Here is a 22,073-nt window from a genome sequence, read left to right on the forward strand (position 1 = left end):
GTCTCTACCATAAGATGCGTCCTAACCGCTATGGCGATTGCTATAGCTAGTCGATTGGTTTCTTTGCTTCGTCTACCGGAATTTTGGGTCTAAAGCCCCTCCATTATGATGTGCCGGAATGGGAGACTTTTGCGTTTGCTGTCGAAAAACAAGCTAGTTTATGGGTAAGGCGTTGCACAGCCCACCCTGCACTAATTATGTTGGGTCGCCTTCTGTTGGATATTGATAATTTGACACCGCATTTAGACAGGGGCTTTTTCGATATAGGTTAATTCTTATACCCAACATTGATGCAGCGAGGAGCCCCTACAGCCCCTACAGCCCCTACAGCCTCTACACCCTACAATCGCGATAATTCCGCCAATCCTGACAATGGATTCCATAGAAAATAAATATTGTGTGATCTAATCCCACCCAACCCCCAAGGATTTATTATAATTTCTATCTAAATAAGAAAATCATTTAAAATGACCACACTCAATTTTGCTGACGACAAAAAATTCTCCACCGGGGATGGTTCGCTTGCCGTTGGTATCGGAGACTATAACGGCGATGGACATCTGGATTTAGCTGTTGTTAACCATCATACCAACAATGTTGCCATTCTTTTAGGCGATGGTACGGGAAACTTTGGTATCGCTCCCTCATTGAAAGTAGGAACTCGTCCTTTCGATGTCGCTGTAGCGGACTTCAACGCCGATGGCAACTTGGACTTGGCAGTATCTAACCGCGACTCGAACAACGTCTCGGTACTGTTGGGAAATGGGGCTGGAGGGTTTAGTGCGGCGACGAACTTTGCCGTGGGGACTCAACCCTCTCAAATTGCTGTCGCCGACTTCAACGGGGATGGTAAACCTGACTTAGCGGTGGGCAACAACGGGTCTCACCACGTTTCAATACTATTGGGGAATGGGTCAGGCGGCTTTAGTTCTGCGACCAACTTTGCCGCAGGGGGAACGAATCCCACAACGATTATCGCCACTGACTTTAATGCCGATGGAAACCAGGATGTCGCGGTCAGACTTTGGGAAGAGAAGAAAGTCGCTGTACTTTTGGGGAATGGAACAGGTGGTTTGGGCAGTCCGACCAAGTTTGCTACGGGGACGAATCCCAATGGTTTAGCGGTAGAAGATTTTAACCAGGATGGGAACCTTGACCTCGCTGTATCAAACGGGGGTTCTCACAATGTCTCTATCCTATTAGGCAATGGGTCTGGTGGATTTGGCGGAACTACTAACTTTGCTGTAGGGACTAATCCTTCTTGGCGGATTATTGTCGCTGATTTCAATGGTGATGGTAATTCAGACTTGATTGTCCCCAACCACACCTCTGACAACGTTTCGGTACTATCAGGCAATGGTAGTGGTAGTTTTAGCAATGCTATTAACTTCGGAGTCGGGGATAATCCTCATGGCATGGCAGTAGGAGATTTTAATGAAGATGGTAAACCAGATTTTGTAGTCGCTAACTACAACTCCGATAACATATCCTTACGCCTCAACACCACCAACTTTCCCCCTATCGCGAATAACGATACCTTCACCACAACTGAAGATACGGCTATTTCCCTCAATCTATTGGCAAATGACAGCGATTTAGACAGTACCGATACTCTCTCCATTACTGCTGTCGATACCACCAATACCCAAGGCACCGTCCAAATTAATCCAGATGGCACCGTTACCTACAGTCCCGCCACCGCGTTTCAATCTCTCGGTGTGGGCGAAAGTGTAACTGACCAATTCACCTATACTCTGGATGATGGCAATAATCATACCGCTACCGCAATAGTTTCTGTAACGGTTAACGGTATCAACGATAATCCCATCGCCAACAACGATACCGCCACCACTGATGAAGATACAGCCACGACTATTGCGGTTAAAGATAACGACAGCGATATCGAAAGCAATACCGTAACAGTTTCTGGCATAGATACCAACAATACTCAAGGTAATGTTACCATAAACGCTGATGGTACAATCACCTACAATCCGAATACAGCCTTTCAAGACTTAGGCGCAGGGGAAACCAGCACGGATACGTTCACCTACACAATTAGTGATGGCAACCAAGGAACCAATACCGCTACCGTCACCGTAACAGTTACTGGGGTGAATGATGCGCCGATTCTCAGCACTATTAATAAACTAGGTAACGAAGATACTGCAATTTCCTTTAGTGCAACTGACTTTAGTAACGCTTTTAGTGACGCCGAAAGCGATAACCCCAGTCAAATCAAACTCCTGTCTCTTCCTGATGCGGGTATCTTGGCGCTAAACGGAATAGCTGTTAGTGCCGGACAAGTCGTTACTATTGCGGATATCAATAACCTTACCTTTACCCCCAATCCCAATTTTAATGGCACAACTAGCTTTGGTTGGAATGCGTCTGATGGCACAATTTTTGCTGCGGGGGAAACGGTTAATATTACGGTAAATCCGGTTAATGATGCGCCTGTTGCCCAAAATGATACTGTTACCACTGCTGCTGATACGGCGATTGTGTTCAATCTCCTCAGTAATGATAGCGATGCCGATAATGATAACCTGATTCTGGATAGTTTGGGTTTGGTGACCGGGGGTTTGGAGGAGGGTTTGGAGACCAAACCCCTACGGAATATATGGGGAACGGTTACTCAAAATGCAGATGGCACGATTACCTATACGCCCAATCCGGATTTCCAATCCTTAGGGGTTGGAGAAACTGTTACGGATACGTTTGACTACAGCATCAGTGATGGGAATGGGGGTACAGATACAGCCAACGTCACGATAACGGTAACTGGGGTTAATGATGTTCCCATTGCTGTAAATGATAGTGCGACAACCAGTGAAAATGGGGCAATTACGCTGAATCTATTAACGAATGATAGTGATGTAGATGATAGCGATAATATCAGTATCAGCAGTTTAGATACTACTCAAACACAGGGAAGTGTAACCTTAAATACAGATGGCACAGTTACCTATAATCCCGGTACAGCGTTTCAGTCATTAGTCGCAGGGGAAACGGCGACAGATACATTTAGCTACACCCTAAGTGATGGGAATGGTGGAAGTGATACAGCCGTTGTAACTGTAACAGTAGCCGGAATTAATGAACCGGATATTCCCGTTTCCTTTAGTAATGCCACAAATTTTGCTGTGGGGGATGGTCCTGTTGGTCCAGGTATGGGGATAGCGGATTTTAATTTAGATGGAAACTTGGATATTGCTGTAGCCAATTACCATTCAAAAAATGTTTCAGTGCTTTTAGGTAATGGTAATGGTGGTTTTGGTGCTGCTAGAAACTTTGGTGTAGGCAATATTTCTTTATCCGTGGCTGTGGGAGACTTCAATGGTGATAATAAACCCGATTTGGCTGCCACTAACCATGTCGATAGTAAAGTTTCTGTCCGTTTAGGGGATGGCGCTGGTGGATTTAGCACGGCTAGTGACTTTACTGTAGGGACGAATCCCCGACAAGTTGTTGTCGGAGACTTTAACTTAGACAACAACTTAGACTTGGCAGTTACTAATTGGACTTCTAATAGCGTTTCTGTGCTATTAGGCAATGGGTTTGGGGGTTTTAGCGCGGCTAATAACTTTGGCGTAGGCACAAATCCTTGGGGTATTGCTGTCGCCGACTTTAATGGAGATAGTCAGCTAGACTTGGCTGTATCAAACTATACTTCTAATACCATTTCTGTAAGATTGGGAAATGGTAAGGGCAGTTTTAGTACAGCGACTAATTTTGGCGTAGGTACGAATCCCTTTGGTCTTGCTGTCGGAGACTTCAATGCAGATAGAAAACTCGATATCGCTGTTGCTAATTATGGTTCCGATAATGTCTCCATTTTGTTAGGAAATGGGTCAGGGGGTTTTGGTGTGGCGACTCACTTTGCCGCAGGAACTGGAAGCCGTGGCCTTACTGTTGCCGACTTTAATGCCGATGGGAAGTTAGATATCGCCACAACCAATCAAGATGCCAATACTGTTTCAATTTTGTTAGGAAATGGGTTGGGTAATTTTAGTGAAACCATTCAATTGGACGTAGGGACTACTCCTGTAGGTATGAATATCGGAGATTTCAATAACGATAGTAAACCTGACCTCGCTGTCGCCAATTATGGTTCTGATAACATTTCCATTCTCCTCAATACCAGTAATTTTCCTCCCATCGCCCAAAACGATACCATTACCACGGATGAAAATACGCCGCTAATTTTTAATCCGCTCACCAATGACCAAGAACCGGATGGAGACAGTCTCACTATTGACCGCATAGAAACCAATTCTACCCAAGGAATTGTCACTCTAAATACAGATGGCACTATTACCTACAATCCCGGTACAGCGTTTAACCATTTAACGACACAAGAAACTGCGACTGACTCATTCAATTACGTTGTTAGTGATAGTACCGGACGCACGAATACGGCTACTGTTACTGTTACGATTACCGGAATTAATGATGCGCCCACACTCAATGCATTTAACAAAATTGGACAAGAAGATGGTTCTATTACCTTCACCAATACAGACTTTATTAATGCCTATAGTGACCCAGAAGGAGATAACTTTACCGCTATCAAACTCCTTTCTTTACCTCAAAATGGCACGTTAACCCTAAATGGTAATCCTGTTGGTGAGGGCGCAAGCATTGAGGGCGCAAGCCATGAGGGTGCAAGCATTGAGGGCGCAAGCATTGAGGGCGCAAGCATTGAGGGTGCAAGCAGTGAGGGCGCAAGCATTGAGGGCGCAAGCCTTGAGGGCGCAAGCCTTGAGGGCGCAAGCAGTGAGGGCACAAGCATTGAGGGCGCAAGCCATGAGGGTGCAAGCCTTGAGGGTGCAAGCCTTGAGGGCGCAAGCCTTGAGGGTGCAAGCCTTGAGGGCGCAAGCCTTGAGGGCGCAAGCAGTGAGGGTGCAAGCAGTGAGGGCGCAAGCAGTGAGGGCGCAAGCCTTGAGGGCGCAAGCCTTGCGCCCCTACGGAACGGCTATATCTCAATTACTGATATCAATAATCTCATCTTTACGCCCGATGCTAACTATAACGGTACTACCAGTTTTGTCTGGAATGCTTCGGATGGCACTAACTATTCGGCGGGAACAACGGTTAATTTAATCATCAATCCCGTTAATGATTCTCCTGTCGCTATTGCCGATAAAGCTACCACTCAAGAAGATACTCCAGTGAGTATTGATATTCTCAGTAATGATAGTGATATCCTGGATGGCGATACTTTATATATCGATACCTTTGATATCTTCTCCACCAATGGAGGTACAATTACTCGTGATCAACGGGGAACTCCCAATGACGCAACTGATGACTATCTTCTCTATACTCCCGCCTCTGGATTTAGTGGTGAAGATAGCTTTAATTACACGATTACCGATGGACAAGATACGGATACCGCCACCGTCACGATTACCGTTAATCCAGTTAGCAATTTAACCCTATTTGGTACACCGAATAACGACACCCTCAGCGGGGGAGGTGGCGAGGATCTCGTATTTGGCGAAGGTGGGAATGACGAATTACATGGGGGTTCAGCGAATGACTTCCTCAGTGGCGGCGACGATGATGATCAACTCTTTGGCGGTGCTGGAGATGATATCCTCATGGGAGAAGCTGGGCGCGATCGCATCCACGGCGGAGTCGGACATGATACCGTAGAAGGCGGCGATGGCAATGACTACATATTCGGCAATCCCGGCAATGATATCCTATTCGGCAATAGCGGGGAAGATATCATACGCGGTGACGAGGATAATGATATCCTTTATGGCGGAGACAGTCGCGATCGCTTATTTGGCGATACTGGAGATGATTTTCTCCTGGGAGAGGGTGATGCGGATATCCTGGTGGGCGGTGAAGGGGATGATACCCTTGATGGCGGTGCTGGGGCGGATAAAGTCTATGGAAATAATGGGGCGGATCAGTTTATTTTAAGAGTTGGAGAGGGAAGCGATACCATCTTTGACTTTAACCCTGGGGAAGATATCTTAGGGTTAGCTGGGGGACTAACTTTTGATCAGCTTAATCTTATGGGTATGGGAAGTACCACCCTAATTCGGATGAATGGGAGTGGAGAATTATTAGCCATGTTAATCGGCGTACAAGCCACTCAAGTCAGTGTAGCAGATTTTGTCGTGGTGTAGGAATTGTGCGATATTGACACACCAACCCATCGTAGGGGTTTGGTTTCCAAACCCCTTGGTTTCCAAACCCCCGGTTTCCAAACCCCCCCAAACCCGCAAACCGATTTTATCGTGGTATAGGAGGGATGCGATCGCGCCCATTGTATCAAAATTGACCCATAAACCCAAACCCCCAAACCCCTACAGAGGGCACGGCAATGCCGTGCCCCTACAATACATCTGCAAACGCGGGACGCAATTTCTGATAACACCAAAACCCCACACCAAAAACAACCCCAGAAACGCCAAACGCTACTACCCATTCTAACCCATGTTCCACTGACCCAACCAATACCAAATCCCGATAAACCTGAGCAATCACAGCTAGAGGATTCAACCAAAACACCCAATCCCGTAACCCTTCTGGAATCACCGAAGCGGGATAGACAATCGGCGTCATATAAAACCAAAGATTCAAAATCACCCCCAACGTTTGGGGAATATCTCGTAAAAATACGGTTAACCCGGCTGCCAAATATCCTAATCCGGCGGTTAATAACAACTGGGTTAACCAAACTAAGGGCAATAACGCTAACGTGGCATGTAATGTTCCTGAAGATATGGCAACTAACACAATCAGCGCGGTTAATCCCAAAGCACTCTCAATAAATGTCGATAAGACGGGAACCAGTGGTAATAATGCCAAGGGAAACACCACCTTTTTTACCAAATTGGGTTGTCCGACTACCGAACCCGCCGATTGAGTCAACCCGCCAGTAAAGGCAATCCAAGGCAATAACCCAGCAAACAACCATAAGCCAAAGGCAATATTGTTATCCGCAGGTAATCCCTTGAGACTAAGTTTCACCTTCAGAACAATGGAAAACACGTAGGTGTAAATTAACAACTGCGAGAGTTGATTGAGGAGGGGCCACAAATTCCCCAATACTGAACCCTTATACCGTGCCTCCAAATCCCGGCGCACTAATGTCCGTAATAGGTCAAATTTGACCCACCACTGTTCATCTAGGGGCAACCAGCGTCTAATTTTACCAACTTTCCGAATTACGCCGAGCATTAATTTTAGTATCTCGTATTGCTTCAAATTATCCTAAACCGAATGGTACGCTCTTGAAGGCTGGTGGGCAATGCTCCCCATATTTCCCATGGGGTGGGCGAAGCATTTGCGATGGAATGTTAGCATAAAACCGAGACATCTGGGCGCAAATGCTTCGCCCCTACGAATGCATCTGTTCCCCATCTTTCCCATCTTTCCCATCTCCCTCATCTCCCCCGTCTGAAGAAAGGCGAAAATTTGCTACATTCCTGGCAACAGTGGCGGTAAAATACATCATCTGGTGTAGCGTCAGGAGAAGCCGTAAGCCTTGCAGCAATTATTACAGATTTCTCGACTCATCGATGCCTTTAATGAATGGGTTGGTCGCCTAACCTACTGGCTAGTATTACTGATGATCGCGATCGGCACATGGAATGTCGCCGGACGCTATATTGGCTCTTTTCTGGGTCAAAAACTCAGTTCCAATGCCTTTATCGAAAGTCAATGGTATTTATTTGACCTGGTATTCCTCTTGGGTGCAGCCTACGCCCTGCGCCATGATGAACATGTGCGGGTGGATGTATTCCATAAAAGCTGGACACCGAAATGGAAAGCCCTGGCTGACTTAATCGGGACGTTGTTATTCTTGATTCCCTTTTGTTTAATGGTGATTTATTTCTCCTGGGAAACCATTCTCAATTCCTGGGCAATTCGGGAAATGTCTCGTGATCCAGGAGGATTACCACGCTATCCGATCAAATCCATGATTATTGTTAGCTTTGTTCTACTGATTCTGCAAGGGATTTCCCAAGCGATTAAAAATTGGGCAATTTGCACAGGCTATCTGACACCCGAGGAGGAACATCATGATGCTGGAGTATGAATGGTTAGGTCCTCTGATGTTTGCTGGGGCGTTGGTATTTCTGTCGCTGGGCTATCCGGTAGCATTCTCTCTGGGAGGAGTTGCGATCGCGTTTTCCATTATTGGTGTGAGTTTGGGTGTTTTTGACCCTATCTTCCTGACTGCCATGCCCCAGCGTATTTTTGGCATTATGGAAAATTATACCCTGTTGGCAATCCCTTATTTTATTTTCTTGGGTTCCATGCTGGAAAAATCTGGCATTGCTGAACGCCTGTTAGAAACCATGGGGATTCTGTTTGGGCGCCTGCGGGGGGGACTTGCCTTAGCTGTAGTATTAGTCGGGACGCTATTAGCCGCAACTACTGGGGTTGTCGCCGCAACCGTCGTGGCAATGGGACTGATTTCTTTACCGATTATGCTGCGCTACGGCTATGATAAACGATTGGCAACGGGGGTAATCGCTGCATCGGGAACATTAGGACAGATTATTCCTCCGAGTGTGGTTTTAGTCGTATTGGCAGATCAATTAGGAATTTCTGTCGGGGACTTATTTATTGGGTCCGTGATTCCCGGTTTATTAATGACGGCAGCTTTTGCTGTACATGTACTAATTGTGGCATGGTTAAAACCTACTGCTGCACCGGCTTTACCTGCTGAGGTTCGCAACATTGGCGGGAAAGCCTTAGGGCGTCGGGTTCTGTTTGCGATGTTCCCACCGTTATTATTAATTCTTTTAGTCTTAGGCAGTATCTTTTTTGGCTTTGCTACACCAACAGAAGCCGGAGCGGTGGGTTGTGTGGGCGCGATGGTACTTGCTGCTGCCAATCGTAAGTTAACTTGGCTATCGTTACGCCAATCCTGTGACGCGACGCTACGAATTACCAGCATGGTGATATTTATCCTACTGGGTTCTACGGCGTTTAGTTTAGTCTTTCGCGGTTTAAATGGCGATCAGTTTATGTATGATATTCTCGCTAACCTACCCGGAGGTCAGATTGGGTTTTTGGCAGTGAGTATGATAACGGTATTTATTTTAGGCTTTTTTATTGACTTTTTTGAAATCGCCTTTATTATCGTTCCCTTGTTTGCTCCTGTGGCAGAATCTCTAGACGTGAACCTTGTCTGGTATGGTGTTATTTTAGGGGCGAATTTACAAACGTCCTTTCTCACACCGCCCTTTGGCTTTGCCCTCTTTTACTTACGGGGTGTCGCCCCACCGGAGGTGAAGACGACAGAGATTTACTGGGGAGTAATTCCATTTATTTTGCTTCAGGCGCTAATTGTTGTGTTAATTATCGCGTTTCCAGGGCTAGTCAGTTTCCTTCCTTCTTTGAGTCGCTAATAGCAAAATGATGATAATTTAGGCGGACATAAACGGCTAGTTTAGCTCTATCATTTGCCAAGATAGATTTATCGGTATCTTTGATCCGCCTTTTCCTACACTCTGATCTGTTTTGAAGGGCGAATTTTATTCAATTCTGAACGCTTTTAAATAAAATGCCTAAAATTTTACTTATATCTTTAATGTAATAATTGCTCAAGTCGATACAGACATCAGCATCCATCCGTAAATTAAACGCTTTCTTAAATTTACTTAATGTAGTAAAGTCAGGTGGCGGTGTAATGTCTTAGTTTAGCTTGGCGGGGACGAAAGGTAACGGGTTTATGGTTTTCTACATATTCTAAGTCTTCTTCCTTGATGTCTACTGTGGCGGTGAGGTTGCTGAGTTCAGCGATTTCTAGGAGGAAGTCTTCGGTGGGTTTTAGTTCTTGATTTTGCCGCAAGTCTAAATGATTGGTGAGGATAACCCCGGCGATGGGAGAACGTAGGGTAAGATTTTGTTTAAGGGTTTTTAGTTCAGATAGACGGTTTTTTAGGGTCGCGATCGCTTGCTGTTGGGTTATCATTTGGGATTGTGCTGTGGCAATCATTTCAGAGGCGTCAATGGCGGCGAGTTGGGAGGCGGTTTCGGTTTGTGTGATTGGGGCTTTTTTTGAAACGCAGAGGTTCGCAGAGGGAAGCGCAGAGGAACGCAGAGGGGTTTGGAGGGATTAATCTTTAAGCAGAGACTTACGGGGTTCTACGACATAAGCTGACATGGGGAGTTTACAGTTTCCGTAATTTTACGGAGGATAGGCTGATGTGTGAATTGTGTAGGGGCGGGTTTCACGACTATCTTTTCGGTTGCACCCAGATGTAACTAAACCCGCCCAGACGCGCCATGGCGCGTCTCTACAATAGTCAAATTAATCCATGACAGCTTGGTTAAGGGGGGTTAAGTTTAAAACTGTAACATTTACGACCTATTGCTGATAATCAGGGAAAAGTTCCCCGCTTTATGAAAACTTAATAAAAAACTCAAGACAAAGTTTATTATTTTGGTATAGGATAGTGAACAAGCTAGATTTCCGTTCAGTTGATTTTCCCTTCAACTTAATACGTTTTCTGTCCGAGTTTGCTGCTGGCAATTGCTGCTCTATTCAGTAACAGGATTTGCTGGATTACTCGTTTACATTGACTGGCAGCAGCGTTTGGGTTTTAGCGTGCTTATTATTTCAGATAATGATTTAGAGGAGATTGCCTTCGTCACGTCGGTTGAGGGAGAGGAAACGTTAGAAGAGATTCCCTTTGTTACCTCACTGGATGACGTGGCGGAGAGTGAAGCCACTGATGAGGCGCTGACGGAAGAAACGCCGTTAAATGAATCGCTATTAACTGGGTTAGACAGTTCTAGTGTGACATTTGAATCCGGCGTGTTTACGGTTGGACAAACTGGGGAGGTTAGTGTTGATTTCCTCTTTGATGGTGGGGGATATGAAGGTGAACTTGCCGTCTTTAGTTTAGAGGGGATGGAGGAGTTTGGTTTCATGCTGGTTCCCAATAGTACCGTGCAACGGGTGTTTGATAATCCCGATGTGGGAGGGGCGGCGCATCCCCTATTTTCCATGGCGACGGCGAATCCAGATGATGGGTTTCATGTGGGGCAAATTGCCGATGTCACGGGGGATGGAAGTACCTTTGTGATGGAAGATATGCGGGTGGATACGAAGTCGGATGGGGATTATAACGATGTTATTTTCCAAGTGCGCGGGGCGACGGGTGAAGCCGCTTTAATGGATGAGGTGATTGATTCTGGAAAGGATTGGCGGGATTTGGAACTGGGACAAGAGATAATTGATTATGCTCTACCCGAACCAGTGGAGGTAGATTTTGAGTTCCCAGAATCGGATCAGCCTTTAATCGGTGTGATTGATACGGGCTTTAGCGAGGATAATCCTGATATCGACTATAACCGAGTTAGTTTAGGACAAGACCGGATTGATGGCGATAATAACCCTCTGATAGAAGCTGGTGAGGGGAATGAACATGGCACTCATCTGTTAGGAATTATTGGGGCGACTCAAGATAATGATATTGGCGTTGAAGGGATTAACGATGATGCGCCGATTTGGGTTGGGCGTGCTGTTGGTTCTGGCAAGTGGGCAGAATCATTAGTGGAATTTGTTGATGCGGCTCAAGAATCGGGACAACCCAATGCGGTGGTTAATTTGAGTTTAGATTTAACCCAAATTGATGCCAATGGGGAGGTATTGACTCGTTATCCCGCATTTCTCACAAAAGGCGCGATTGCGAATAGCATAAACCTTACCAGACAAGGATTTAAGCCCATTTATTCACCCCCAGTTGCACAGAACAGTGTGTTGCGCCTTCAAGCCTCTGAATAATCATTTTTCTCAACCTAATCAAAAAAGGCAAATTGATGCTCATATTTTTGGAATAGGGCTTTAGCAAAAACAATTAATTAGCGTATAGTTTACGCCAACTAACTGTTTTTGATTAACTCAAATAAAATTTTATAATTAATTTGATAATGAAGCTCCTTTCAAAGTAACCAACTGAGACTGTGGCTGTCATCAATAGCTTATGTTTTGGTGCAAGCCTTTCGCTATCATGGTTTAAAGAAAACTTCTTTGTCCAAAGCAACTGTCGGAACAATTCGCCTCAATCTCCTTAAGTTAGGAGCGAGAATCACAGTCAGTGTGAGAAGAATTGTTATTGCCATATCCAGTTCTTGTCCCTATCAAGAGATTTTAGCGATCGCGCACTCAAGAATTCAAGCCATTCCCAATACGAGTTAAGTTTTTAGCTCTCGAAGATAACAAGCATAGTTGTGAAAATGACTGAAGCTCTTTTCAGTTTATTTTGTCATATAAATTTGCCAATACTAACGCTCATTTTATCGAATGCTTCGGGTAAGGGTTAGCAATTTCAGGTTAATCTTGTTGGAGAATATGGAATTTTTATATTCTGCGCATGAAAAGTTCTACTTTTCCCCTTCAAATTAGCTTCTCAAATTAGTTTGTGAGAAATGCGGGTAATGCGACAGATCGCACCCTACACACAGCAGTAAGAGATGTCCGTGGTCAGACAATTGACTCCATTCACTACACCTCTAAAATTTACCGACAACAGAATGGGCAATGGGTTGCTGTCAATCCAAATAGCACTGGTAACAGTGTATTTCGCTATGATTCTCTTGCTCCCGGTCAGTATCGCGTCGTGATGACTCCTAAGCCATCAATGCCTTCATCTTCTTACACCTTTGTTCATAACTTAGATCAGGCAGGGCAGACTCGATCTGATGCTCGGAATCTAGGTCAAATTGGAGGGAAACGGGTTACGGTGAATGACCACGTCGAAGTACCGACTGGTGAGCTGGATTACTACAAATTTTCCACGGGATCAGATCCTCGCCTCTTGCAATTTTCGGTTAGTCATCCAAGTGGTAGTGGTAGTTTACCTCTGGAGGGAGATATTGAGTTAATTTTGTATGACAAGAATGGCAAGCAGTTGAAGAAAGTTGATTCCAAGAATCGGAAGTCAACTTATGACGAATATGAGTTGAAAGCAAACAGCGAATACTACGTTCGCGTCAAGGCTAAATCTGGTCATAGTGGAAACTATCACTTGGTTTTGAATTGGCTTGAAATAATGGGTAAAGTTGGGTGGGCATTGCCCACCCTACAGGCTAATTCCGGTTGTCTTTATATCCCGACCGTTTTCCAAGATGCTGTTCATAAGGGTTTGGTGAAGTTATACAAATAATAATTTGTAGGGGAATTCATCACAATTGCGATCGCACTTCATCCGGTTCTCCTAAGTGCGATCGCACCTCTCTCTCCCAATTTGCGCCAATCCCTGATCAAAAAAGCGATCGCCTAAAACACACCTCCATTTTGAGTCAGGGCGGGCGCGAGTTGAAAAGTTATCACAAACATTAAAATCAAGCACCATTACCCGCCCCTACAAATACCTGGACTCCCACGCGATCGCCCTCTCCCTCCCGGTTAACGCCAATCCCTGATCAAAAGAGCGATCGCCCAAACAACACACCTCCACGCCAATTCGCGAAGTTATCAAATCTGGAAACAGTTATGAAACAAAGATCATTAATATACATCACCACATTGAATCTCTGTTAGGTTAATTACTCTACCTTCAACATACCAATATCTCACTTTCCTGAACTATGTCATCAGGTAACATCCTAACCGCCATAGATGTCTTAAATCAGCTCGTCAATGGGATCGATAAAACTACCCTTGAAACCAAGCTTATCACTTCGGGTTGGACATCCACCCCAGCCCGAGGCGGATCGAAAAGTGGTCAAGGTACGATCTGGACAAGCCCAAACAATCAATGCAGCGTCAGAATTATGATTCAACCCAATGGTTTATCTTATGTTCGCGTTTACAATGGTCCTGGAGGCGGCGATCCTGGAGAACAACCTCTAAACGCATCAGGAAAACCCGGCAGTCGTAGAGAAACCCACTTTATTTTGCTCCCTTAACCCAACTGATTAACCAGACTATGAACTTTGAAGAAATTTGGCAACAGTACGATTTTAGCGAAGCAGAGTTACTCTCAATGGAGTGGCAATTACCCTATGATTATATCCTCAACCTCAACTACTACTGGGATCTAAATTCAATTAATTATTTACCTGAAGTTGCCACTACCGATCAACCCCTAAAACTTATCCTAAAATCCTGCATTCGCATTGACCTACAACTTTATCCAAATCCAGATCACCTAGAATCCTCTCCAGCAAACCTCGGCACAATTATCGGCTGGGGAAAAATCACTCCTTCACCTTGGTTAGAAGACCTCTCCCTTTCCCCTAACGACTGGCTTCATCTGTTTTTTGACATCGGTGGTAATAACAAAATTGAAGTCCTTTGTCGCTCACTTGTTATCGAACAAGTTGCTAAACAACTCGCAACAAGATGATTAGACAACCTCGGAACCCTTAAACAATGAGCTAAACTCCCATTCATAGCCAACGCGATCGCGCCTTCCCCTTTCCCCAGATACGTCATGTCATCAGGAATGGAAGCTGTTTGCTCAAAAGGTGCGATCGCGTGATCGGGATCGATTGAATGTGCGATCGCCCTAAAATGGGATAAATACAGTACAGCAAAGAACGATGAGTAGCGCCAAGCAAGCTGTCACCTCCCTTTTGGCTCAATTACCCGATGACTGCTCCCTAGAAGATATCCAATATCACTTGTATGTCATCGAGAAAGTTTATCGTGGATTAGAAGCGGCGGCAACACAAGGTACAATTCCCCAAGAAGAAGCCCAAAAGCGTCTAAGTCAATGGCTTATCAAGTAGTGCGATCGCGTAATCGGGATAGTGAGAATAGCGACCGCTGACTGGGAGACTACGATACAGTAGAGGTATATTTCAACTATTGCCACGATCAAAGGTAATCATGCAAATCACCTTGAGCCAAGAGCAAACCCACGTCCTTGAAGCTAAATCTCTGTAACCACTCAACACCCGTTCCACTTGGATGCCATTTTCAATCGGGCGGTAAAAAATGACATATTTATCCACAGGTAAACTGCGTAAACTAGGAGCGAGTTCCTCACGAGAACGTCCCATTTCCGGAAAATCCGCTAATAAACGGCATTTTTACTCAAAAGCGTCAAGAAAACGACTAGCCGCACTTAAACTAAACTGTGCCATATAGTTTTTAATTTGCCTTAAATCTTGCCGAGCCGGCGCACTAAAAATATAGTTGCCCCTTATGCATCCTCTATCCTTTTCCCCAGATACACGATACTACTCGCAATTAACAATTAAATGGACACAACTGGACTCGAACCAGTGACCCCCACGATGTCAACGTGGTGCTCTAACCAACTGAGCTATGCGTCCGAACCAAACAGTATCTTACTGTAGCACGACTCTTTTAAAAGTGGCAAGCAAGTCGGATCAAGCCAAAATACTTTTTCTCTCCCCGCCCCCCTGCACTTGTACACCTCCGCCACCTTTTTGCGAGCTAATAGTCCTAACTGTCGCTGGTTTTGCTAAAATACCTAGGTTGTTCAGCTTAAACCAGCATCTTTGAATCAATCAGTAGAAATCTCCGGTGTAGATACCTTAGCGCAAGAACTTGCGACAATCCAGCAAACGGGTTCTAAGCGGATTGCCCTGTTAGGATCGCGTCATGTACCCATTACCCATCAACATCTGATCGAGATGATGAGTTATGCCTTGGTTCTAGCTGGCAATCGTCTGATGACCTCTGGCGCCACAGGTACGAACTCAGCCGCGATTCGCGGTGCAATGCGTGCTGACGCTAATTTGCTGACGGTCATTTTGCCCCAAAGCTTAGAACGTCAGCCACGGGAGTCGCAAGTTCAACTTCAACAAGTCATGCACTTAGTAGAAAACCCAGAAAATGATCATCTGTCTCTGGCAGAAGCTAGTGCGTTGTGTAACTCCGAAATCATTTCCCGATGTCAACAGCTTATCTGCTTCGCCTTTCATGACAGCAAAACCTTGCTGAAAACCTGTGAGGAGGCAGAAGAACAACGCAAGGTTGTGACAATTTTCTATTTTGATTAAGCACAAGCACGTCCTGTACCCGATGCGATAGGTCGATATGATTCATCGTCCTAAATCATGTAAAGCATGAATAGCTGCTTGACACTTCTGGGTCACTGCGGCTAAATCAGGTCGTTTCGTCGAAGCCGGAGGGTCAATGGGTTGACCAATTCGCACGGTTACAGGTACAGGACGCGGTATCGGTGAACCTTTTGGGAAAATGGTATGAGTCCCCCATAAACTTACGGGCAGTAGAGGGGCGTTTACTTTAGCTGCAATTAAGGCAGCACCAAGCTTGGGTTCAGGAATACGACCATCCGGCGTGCGCGTTCCTTGTAAAAATACACCCACAGCCCACCCCTGTGATAAACACTCAATCGCCGCACGAATGGCACTCCGGTCTGCTGCACCCCGCTTCACTGGGTAAGCACCATACAACTGAATGGCTTGCTTGAGTCCTGGTACGCGAAATAATTCCTCTTTTGCCATAAATGCCACCGGACGCCGCACACAATTGGACACAATGGGCGGGTCAAAGTCACTGGCGTGGTTACTGACGACAACCAGTGGACCATCCATCGGCACATGTTCAGCACCATGGATGTGACCTCGTAGGTAAATGTTAAGCACTGGGCTGACTACCGACCATTTAAAGGCGTGGTAGAGGATTAGGCTAGCAAAGGGTTCGCGGTTTTTAGTCACAGAACATCTTAAACATAATCCCCCCTGATGGGGCTGTTGTATTAGAGTATCAGTTGGAGACAACCAATTTAAGGATTTTGTCGGGTTTCATACTTTACTTTACTTGTGTTGACTTCGAGATTGGGGTGGGTTTAGCCATGAGAGTACTTCTGCGATCGCGAAACGCTGCGATCGCGGCTTCCCAAGTGAAGGTGAACGACTGAAACGACTCGGGTGTGATCTGATCATAGTCTAGGGCATTGACGACACTCTCAAACGTACTGAACAACTGGTGTCGAATTTGTTCAAGACGGGCTAAATCCTTACAGCATTCGATGTGTTTCATTAGCACCAGAATCTCTTGATTATAGTTATCACCCTGATTTTTCTGTTTCTTTTCCAGTTGGGATTTCAACTGCAAAGCCCAAGACCCGATCATAAGCGCGACTGACAGTAACAAACCTAGCCAGTCGGCATTCTCTTGTAGAAAGGATGGCTTCTCTCGATCATAGTAAGCTTGGGCACCGGGGTGGATGGGTAAAATCGTCCCCACCAACACGCTAGGGGGACTGATGTAGGATGCTTCCGGGAGCACAGCCTCTATATCCCGACGCCGCTCGTACAAAATGCTGGTAATCTCTTGGATCAGCTTGTAATCAACCTTCTGGTGAGCTAAAAGTATCCTGGGTACGGCTACAGTGGGTAAGTCAGTGGGGGGAATGGCAGGAGCTCCTTGGTAAGTGCCTTTGGGAATAAAGTCAGCATCCAATGCCGGTTGTTTAATGTTCATCGCTTCGGCTTGCTCAATCGGAACCAACCGCCCGCCCCGGTTTTGTACCAAATCAAGAATTGATTTATTCCCTGGAGGGCGAACCCGAAACACGGCATCGATTTTGTTTTGGCGAAACGCCTCATCGGTTTCTTTTTCAGATACAGCCAAGCCCAAAAAGTCGGTTTTTTCCAAGCCATAATGTTCGGCGACGAATAAAAAGGACAAATACTGACCATCCCCTTCTGGTGGCAGTCCAATCCGTTTTCCCTTGAGATCGGAGACTTGATTGATGCCAGAGTTGGCTTGGACAACCAACTGAAACATATCAGGGAATAATTTAGACACAATCCGCGCCGAGGGTAGGGCAGGGATATCCGCCTGGGCTGTCGCCAGTTGCACTTTCTTCTCTTCTAGCAGTCTTATATTTTCCTTTGAACCCTTGGTTTCCAGGACTTTGATCTGAATTTTCGGGTTATATTTAGCAACGACTTGTGCCATTGCCTGACTAAAGAGGTAACTTTCCCCTTGCTTTGACCCTGCGGCGATGGTGAGGTGATGTACTCGGTTACGCTTAATAACCACGTAGGCGGTTAAACTTACAATTAAGCCTAGGCTGAAGAGAATTAGGAAAATTTTACGGCTTAACCGAATAGAATACCGATGGGACATAGCTAGCAGAGTACCTGAGTTTAATAAACGTTCTGCTGACACAATTCCTCGTCCCCGCTTCCAGACAGGCTACGTCTGGAGCATAGCTTCTGTTGCTGTGAGAACGGATAGGAAACTGGTGACGGTTCTAGTGTAATACCAAATCCGATAAAGTCACCCCCTTTTCAAGTTAGGTACGACAAATGACGAATGACATAAACAAATGACAAAGCTCCTTAATTGCCAATAAACATAGCTTGTTGTCCTTGGGGTGAAGTCGTATAACCCACAAAGGCTTGAACGGCTGGGTTAGCTGGATTTTTGTACACGTAATACAACTGCCGCTGTAGGGGATAATTAGGCGTTCCTGGTGCTGCCCCATCAATTGGTACAGATCGCACCGTTTGCTGGTTGACAACTTGGGCATAGGTGGCATAGCCAATGCCATCTGTATTCAGTTCTCGCAGCAAACCGGTTGTCTCATCTCTGGGTAAGGTAATAATATTGGGTGTCGTGCCAAAATTCCCACCATTTAGGGCTAATTCCTTAAACGCTTGATGAGTGCCACTCACGGGTGGGCGATTAATCACCCGAATCGGAACTGATGCTCCGCCAACAGCAGACCAATTATTAATTTGTCCCTGGAAAATACCAGCAACTTGAGCCAAGGAGAGGGAACCTGAGAACGGATTGTTTTGTCCCACAACTACGGCAATCTGATCCGTGGCAATTGGCTGTGCCATCAAGCCTTGACCTTGTTCTGCGGGAGTGAGGGGGCGGGATACGGCGGCAATATCCGCTTGACCCCCTAGGACAGCTTGAAGTCCCACCTCGGAACCCCTAGCTTGGGCTGTTACCGTTGTACCGGGAAACTGAGTCTCAAAGCCACGTTTGAGGTTCTGATTAATGGTAACCATGCTGGTTGAGCCATCAATCCTCACCGTTGTGCCAGCCTGTACTGACGTCGGCAAGGGGAATGTGCCACTGGCGGGGGCTGATTGCCCAGGTTGTTGGGGTGTGACTTGACCTCCTGGGGATGGGTTAATCGCTCCCGGTTGGGTTGGTTTTGAGCGCATGACAAACCACCAGTAACCACCACCCAGCAACAGCAGAACAATCAGGATAAAAACAATCGGAGGAGGACCGCTACTTGTCTTTGCCATAATTTATTCAGGAAGTTCCTTGGGACTAGAATTGTTTAACATTTGCAGACGTTGGGATACGGCATCGTCTATCGCCATGGTTTCCAAGTCAGCGCTGAGTTTTTCCGCCGGATTTTCAGATAGTTCAGCGTAGGCTTTGGTACGCAAATTACGCCGATCAACGGCACTTTTGGCTTGTTCAAACTGCGATCGGGCTGAATCAATACTCAAGTCGCTGTTGACTTTTGCCATTGCCGATAATGCCTCGTTGATCTCTGAGATGTCTTTCATGTTCTGCATGTCAGTCTTGTATTGTTCCAGCTTCATTCGTTCCCGATTCAGCTTATCTTTTGAGGCATTGACGAACTGTTCTGCCTGTTTAACTTGCTCTTCTAACTGAGGCAAAAGCTGCTCAATTTGCAGTACCTTTGTCATCGCTAAACGAGCGCCTTCTTCATTGCCATTTTGCTGCGCGATCGCGGCTTGCTGTTCAAAGTTCTGCAATTCCTGGGTTTTCGCCTCATATTTTTGCTTGGCTCTTTCATAAGCCGCCACTTGGGTAGAAACGGCATGGGCAAGCTTTTGCACGGATTCTTGCATGGAGCGCAGGGATTGTTCAGCGACCTCTACGGCGACTTTGCCACCTGTTTCTACAGGCATACCCCACAGCCAATTCCAGGTGCCGACGGCAACCCGTCCTGCTTTTTCTCCCATTAGCCAGTAAACTGCTTTTTTCATCGATTTAAACTCACTGTAAATACGCTCGTTCTTGGTTTTGACTATTGATTCAATAGAAGAACTATTCGTTCTACACATCACTCAAGGTTTAGTCTTGCCTTTTACGAAAAAGGATCAACTTTGTAATATTTCTTTACAAAATGACGATTTTCCGAAAACAGCGACCACATCCCATACCTGCAAGTGTCACCGACGGATTTTGGGCAGCAGGCAACAGGTAACAGAGAAATGGAAAATATATAACTTACAGTAGACTCATTAGGTTAACACTAGGTTAATAGAGCTGGGGAAGTATCTTTCGTTTTTTGGACGGATTTTGTAAAGATTTTTGACAAAAAATACAGTTTTGCGGAGAAACCTACTTCAGAAGCCTGAGTTAAGGACAGATGCTTAATGGGAGCATGTCACCTTTGTCGGTTGGGTTTTGCTATCGCTCTACCCAACCTAAAATAACGTTTTGTACCAAACTGATAGGCTTCCTGCTTGATTTTATTTTGTCGCTGTATTTCAGGAGAAATAGGTATGAAACTATACCAGAAATTTGCTGTAGCTGCGGCTACTGCTGCTTTGGGGTTCAGCGTGATGGAGAGTGCCTTAGCTGATTCCTTTACAACTACCTTAACCTTAGAAGAAACTGTAGGTAATCCCCCGTTTGATTCGGTGGTAATGATGTGGTCAACATCGGTAGAACAGGGTCTGATTCGGGATGAAGACTTAGATGAATGGCGATACGAATTAAGGAATGGGGCGCAAGTTATTTACGCGGAAACGGTAATCAGTGGCGGGGTTGTGCAACCAATAGGCGGTGCTGAGCGAGGGTTCGCAGCATTTGAATTTGATTTGGACTCATTGACGCTAGACTTGTTTGATAATGATCCACCTGTTCGCCAGGAAGATGCTGCCAAAGGGGTAACCTATAGTATTGCTTATACTCCAATTTGGGATGGCAAAATTTTAATAATTAAGTTTGTCAATGGATTTTTTAGTGCGCGTGATATCGAGATGTTGCCCTTTGACGCAAAAACGACACGGAATAACTAAACTAGCGGATGTGTTCTTATTCAACAGTAGGGACAATAATTGCCGTGTCCCTACTGTCGGGTTTGTGTTTGCCATTATCTGTTCAATATTGTCAGACTAACTGGCAGAACTTACAATTCCAACAGTGAGAAAGTGGTTTTAACCCGACAAATCCGCCAAACTTCCCCTATTTTCCAAAACTATATCCCGGCACATTCGTTTAATCAAACCCGTGAGAACTTTTCCTGGACCAATTTCTACTACCTTCTCAATTCCTTCCTCTGACAGTTGTAAGCAAATTTCTCGCCAGCGCACACTGCCCGTTATCTGACGTTGCAGGCGTTCCTTGAGGACAGCCGCTTCTGTGGCGGGTATGGGTTCTACATTGGATAATACCGGAATCTTAGCATCAGCAAAGGGAACAGACTCCAACACCGTCTGAAACTCGGCGGCGGCTGATGCCATGAACGGTGAGTGAAACGCCCCAGAGACATTTAACCGCACCACTCGCTTAGCTTTAACCTGACTCAATACCGCTTCCACGGCATCGGGGGCTCCGGAAATCACGACTTGCGTCGGACTATTATCATTGGCTAATACCACATCATCATGCTGCTGGATTTGTTGGTCAAGCTGTTCCTGGTTAAATCCAATTAAAGCTGCCATCATGCCCCCTGATGCACTATCCATCAGTTCAGCACGACATTTAACCAGATTTAACCCCGCCTCAAAGTCGAAGACACCAGCCACGTAGAGTGCCACATATTCGCCCAAACTGTGACCCGCGACGAGGTGGGGTTTATGTCCTCGTTCTTGGAGGATATCAGCTAAGATGCTTTCGATGACATAGAGACAGGGTTGAGTATACAGAGTGCGAGACAGGTTCTCTTCAGAACTTTGGCACAGTTCTAGCACGTCCCAGCCTAAAATTTGCTGGGCTTGTGCGAATTTAGCTTGAGCAATGGGTAAATCGGCTAAATCCGCTCCCATACCGACAGCTTGAGAACCCTGTCCGGGAAACACCCATGCAGTTTTAGTCATCTTCTACTCCTTACGGTGGCTCAGGGTATTCATTATCTCAGGAGAAATGCACAATCAATAATTTTGATTCAACGCTAATTAAAAAAAGT

General features: G+C 45.7%; 19 protein-coding genes, 1 tRNA gene and 2 pseudogenes. 11 read left to right on the forward strand and 11 right to left on the reverse strand.

Going from position 1 to position 22,073, the window contains the following annotated elements; all coding sequences use genetic code 11:
- Positions 1-467 precede the first annotated feature (467 nt).
- Positions 468-6,146 carry an Ig-like domain-containing protein gene (locus tag RIM23_RS16390; RefSeq protein WP_446368255.1) on the forward strand — a complete coding sequence of 1,893 codons (5,679 nt, stop codon included), beginning with the start codon at positions 468-470 and terminating at the stop codon, positions 6,144-6,146.
- 208 nt (positions 6,147-6,354) lie between these two features.
- Here RIM23_RS16390 and RIM23_RS16395 read toward each other — a convergent pair whose 3' ends face one another.
- Positions 6,355-7,203 carry an ABC transporter permease gene (locus RIM23_RS16395; RefSeq protein ID WP_446368256.1) on the reverse strand — a complete coding sequence of 283 codons (849 nt, stop codon included), beginning with the start codon at positions 7,201-7,203 and terminating at the stop codon, positions 6,355-6,357.
- Positions 7,204-7,363: 160 nt separating this feature from the next.
- Positions 7,364-7,519, reverse strand: coding sequence for a hypothetical protein (locus RIM23_RS16400; RefSeq protein ID WP_446368257.1), 156 nt, complete (start codon positions 7,517-7,519; stop codon positions 7,364-7,366).
- On the opposite strand from RIM23_RS16400, the gene RIM23_RS16405 reads away from it, so the two are divergent.
- Both RIM23_RS16405 and RIM23_RS16410 read left to right on the forward strand, forming a co-directional pair.
- Complete coding sequence (locus tag RIM23_RS16405) at positions 7,511-8,065, forward strand: TRAP transporter small permease subunit (RefSeq protein ID WP_446368258.1); 555 nt, start codon at positions 7,511-7,513, stop codon at positions 8,063-8,065. The genes RIM23_RS16400 and RIM23_RS16405 overlap by 9 nt on opposite strands.
- Positions 8,049-9,386 carry a TRAP transporter large permease gene (locus tag RIM23_RS16410; protein WP_446368259.1) on the forward strand — a complete coding sequence of 446 codons (1,338 nt, stop codon included), beginning with the start codon at positions 8,049-8,051 and terminating at the stop codon, positions 9,384-9,386. The genes RIM23_RS16405 and RIM23_RS16410 overlap by 17 nt, the downstream gene beginning before the upstream one ends.
- A gap of 266 nt (positions 9,387-9,652) precedes the next feature.
- Here RIM23_RS16410 and RIM23_RS16415 read toward each other — a convergent pair whose 3' ends face one another.
- Positions 9,653-9,976 (reverse strand): efflux RND transporter periplasmic adaptor subunit, encoded by a 324-nt coding sequence (locus RIM23_RS16415; protein WP_446368260.1) that lies wholly within the window; start codon positions 9,974-9,976, stop codon positions 9,653-9,655.
- Between the two features lie 537 nt (positions 9,977-10,513).
- Here RIM23_RS16415 and RIM23_RS16420 point away from each other — a divergent pair.
- The 3 genes and pseudogenes from RIM23_RS16420 to RIM23_RS16430 all read left to right on the forward strand — a co-directional run bounded on the left by RIM23_RS16420 (position 10,514) and on the right by RIM23_RS16430 (position 13,151).
- A complete protein-coding gene (locus RIM23_RS16420; protein WP_446368261.1) occupies positions 10,514-11,770 on the forward strand; it encodes a DUF4114 domain-containing protein in 1,257 nt (418 codons plus the stop codon).
- Between the two features lie 153 nt (positions 11,771-11,923).
- A pseudogene (locus tag RIM23_RS16425) lies at positions 11,924-12,184 on the forward strand (transposase); the annotation flags it as partial.
- Between the two features lie 223 nt (positions 12,185-12,407).
- The gene (locus RIM23_RS16430) at positions 12,408-13,151 is read left to right on the forward strand and encodes a hypothetical protein (RefSeq protein ID WP_446368262.1); all 744 of its coding nucleotides are present in this window, start codon (positions 12,408-12,410) and stop codon (positions 13,149-13,151) included.
- A 51-nt stretch (positions 13,152-13,202) separates the two neighbouring features.
- Here RIM23_RS16430 and RIM23_RS16435 read toward each other — a convergent pair whose 3' ends face one another.
- Entirely contained in the window at positions 13,203-13,340 is a 138-nt protein-coding gene (locus RIM23_RS16435; RefSeq protein WP_446368263.1) for a hypothetical protein, read from the reverse strand.
- A gap of 235 nt (positions 13,341-13,575) precedes the next feature.
- Between RIM23_RS16435 and RIM23_RS16440 the strand changes: the two genes are divergently transcribed.
- From RIM23_RS16440 to RIM23_RS16450, 3 genes are all read left to right on the forward strand, one after another.
- Positions 13,576-13,896 (forward strand): hypothetical protein, encoded by a 321-nt coding sequence (locus tag RIM23_RS16440; RefSeq protein WP_446368264.1) that lies wholly within the window; start codon positions 13,576-13,578, stop codon positions 13,894-13,896.
- Positions 13,897-13,916: 20 nt separating this feature from the next.
- On the forward strand, positions 13,917-14,336 hold the full coding sequence (locus tag RIM23_RS16445; protein WP_446368265.1) for a hypothetical protein: 420 nt from the start codon (positions 13,917-13,919) through the stop codon (positions 14,334-14,336).
- Positions 14,337-14,532: 196 nt separating this feature from the next.
- On the forward strand, positions 14,533-14,721 hold the full coding sequence (locus RIM23_RS16450; RefSeq protein WP_446368266.1) for a hypothetical protein: 189 nt from the start codon (positions 14,533-14,535) through the stop codon (positions 14,719-14,721).
- A 72-nt stretch (positions 14,722-14,793) separates the two neighbouring features.
- Here RIM23_RS16450 and RIM23_RS16455 read toward each other — a convergent pair.
- Together RIM23_RS16455 and RIM23_RS16460 are read right to left on the reverse strand one after the other, a co-directional pair.
- Positions 14,794-15,009, reverse strand: a pseudogene (locus RIM23_RS16455) (type II toxin-antitoxin system RelE/ParE family toxin); the annotation flags it as partial.
- Between the two features lie 187 nt (positions 15,010-15,196).
- Positions 15,197-15,270 (reverse strand) — tRNA-Val (locus RIM23_RS16460).
- 189 nt (positions 15,271-15,459) lie between these two features.
- On the opposite strand from RIM23_RS16460, the gene RIM23_RS16465 reads away from it, so the two are divergent.
- The gene (locus RIM23_RS16465; RefSeq protein ID WP_446336392.1) at positions 15,460-15,963 is read left to right on the forward strand and encodes a DNA recombination-mediator protein A; all 504 of its coding nucleotides are present in this window, start codon (positions 15,460-15,462) and stop codon (positions 15,961-15,963) included.
- A 42-nt stretch (positions 15,964-16,005) separates the two neighbouring features.
- On the opposite strand, the gene RIM23_RS16470 is transcribed toward RIM23_RS16465, so the two are convergent.
- The 4 genes from RIM23_RS16470 to RIM23_RS16485 all read right to left on the reverse strand — a co-directional run bounded on the left by RIM23_RS16470 (position 16,006) and on the right by RIM23_RS16485 (position 19,923).
- The gene (locus RIM23_RS16470; RefSeq protein ID WP_446368267.1) at positions 16,006-16,644 is read right to left on the reverse strand and encodes a lysophospholipid acyltransferase family protein; all 639 of its coding nucleotides are present in this window, start codon (positions 16,642-16,644) and stop codon (positions 16,006-16,008) included.
- 94 nt (positions 16,645-16,738) lie between these two features.
- Positions 16,739-18,106, reverse strand: coding sequence for a TAXI family TRAP transporter solute-binding subunit (locus tag RIM23_RS16475; RefSeq protein WP_446368268.1), 1,368 nt, complete (start codon positions 18,104-18,106; stop codon positions 16,739-16,741).
- A gap of 173 nt (positions 18,107-18,279) precedes the next feature.
- The gene (locus tag RIM23_RS16480; protein WP_446368269.1) at positions 18,280-19,206 is read right to left on the reverse strand and encodes a phosphate ABC transporter substrate-binding protein; all 927 of its coding nucleotides are present in this window, start codon (positions 19,204-19,206) and stop codon (positions 18,280-18,282) included.
- Positions 19,207-19,209: 3 nt separating this feature from the next.
- Positions 19,210-19,923: a PspA/IM30 family protein gene (locus RIM23_RS16485; protein WP_446368270.1), complete on the reverse strand. Its 714-nt coding sequence runs from the start codon at positions 19,921-19,923 to the stop codon at positions 19,210-19,212.
- A gap of 522 nt (positions 19,924-20,445) precedes the next feature.
- Between RIM23_RS16485 and RIM23_RS16490 the strand changes: the two genes are divergently transcribed.
- Positions 20,446-20,964, forward strand: coding sequence for a PEP-CTERM sorting domain-containing protein (locus tag RIM23_RS16490; protein ID WP_446368271.1), 519 nt, complete (start codon positions 20,446-20,448; stop codon positions 20,962-20,964).
- 138 nt (positions 20,965-21,102) lie between these two features.
- On the opposite strand, the gene fabD is transcribed toward RIM23_RS16490, so the two are convergent.
- Positions 21,103-21,984: an ACP S-malonyltransferase gene (gene fabD, locus RIM23_RS16495; protein ID WP_446368272.1), complete on the reverse strand. Its 882-nt coding sequence runs from the start codon at positions 21,982-21,984 to the stop codon at positions 21,103-21,105.
- Positions 21,985-22,073: the final 89 nt, after the last annotated feature.

Origin of the sequence: Coleofasciculus sp. G3-WIS-01, from assembly GCF_040223135.1 — a bacterium.
Classification (GTDB): Bacteria; Cyanobacteriota; Cyanobacteriia; order Cyanobacteriales; family Coleofasciculaceae; genus Coleofasciculus.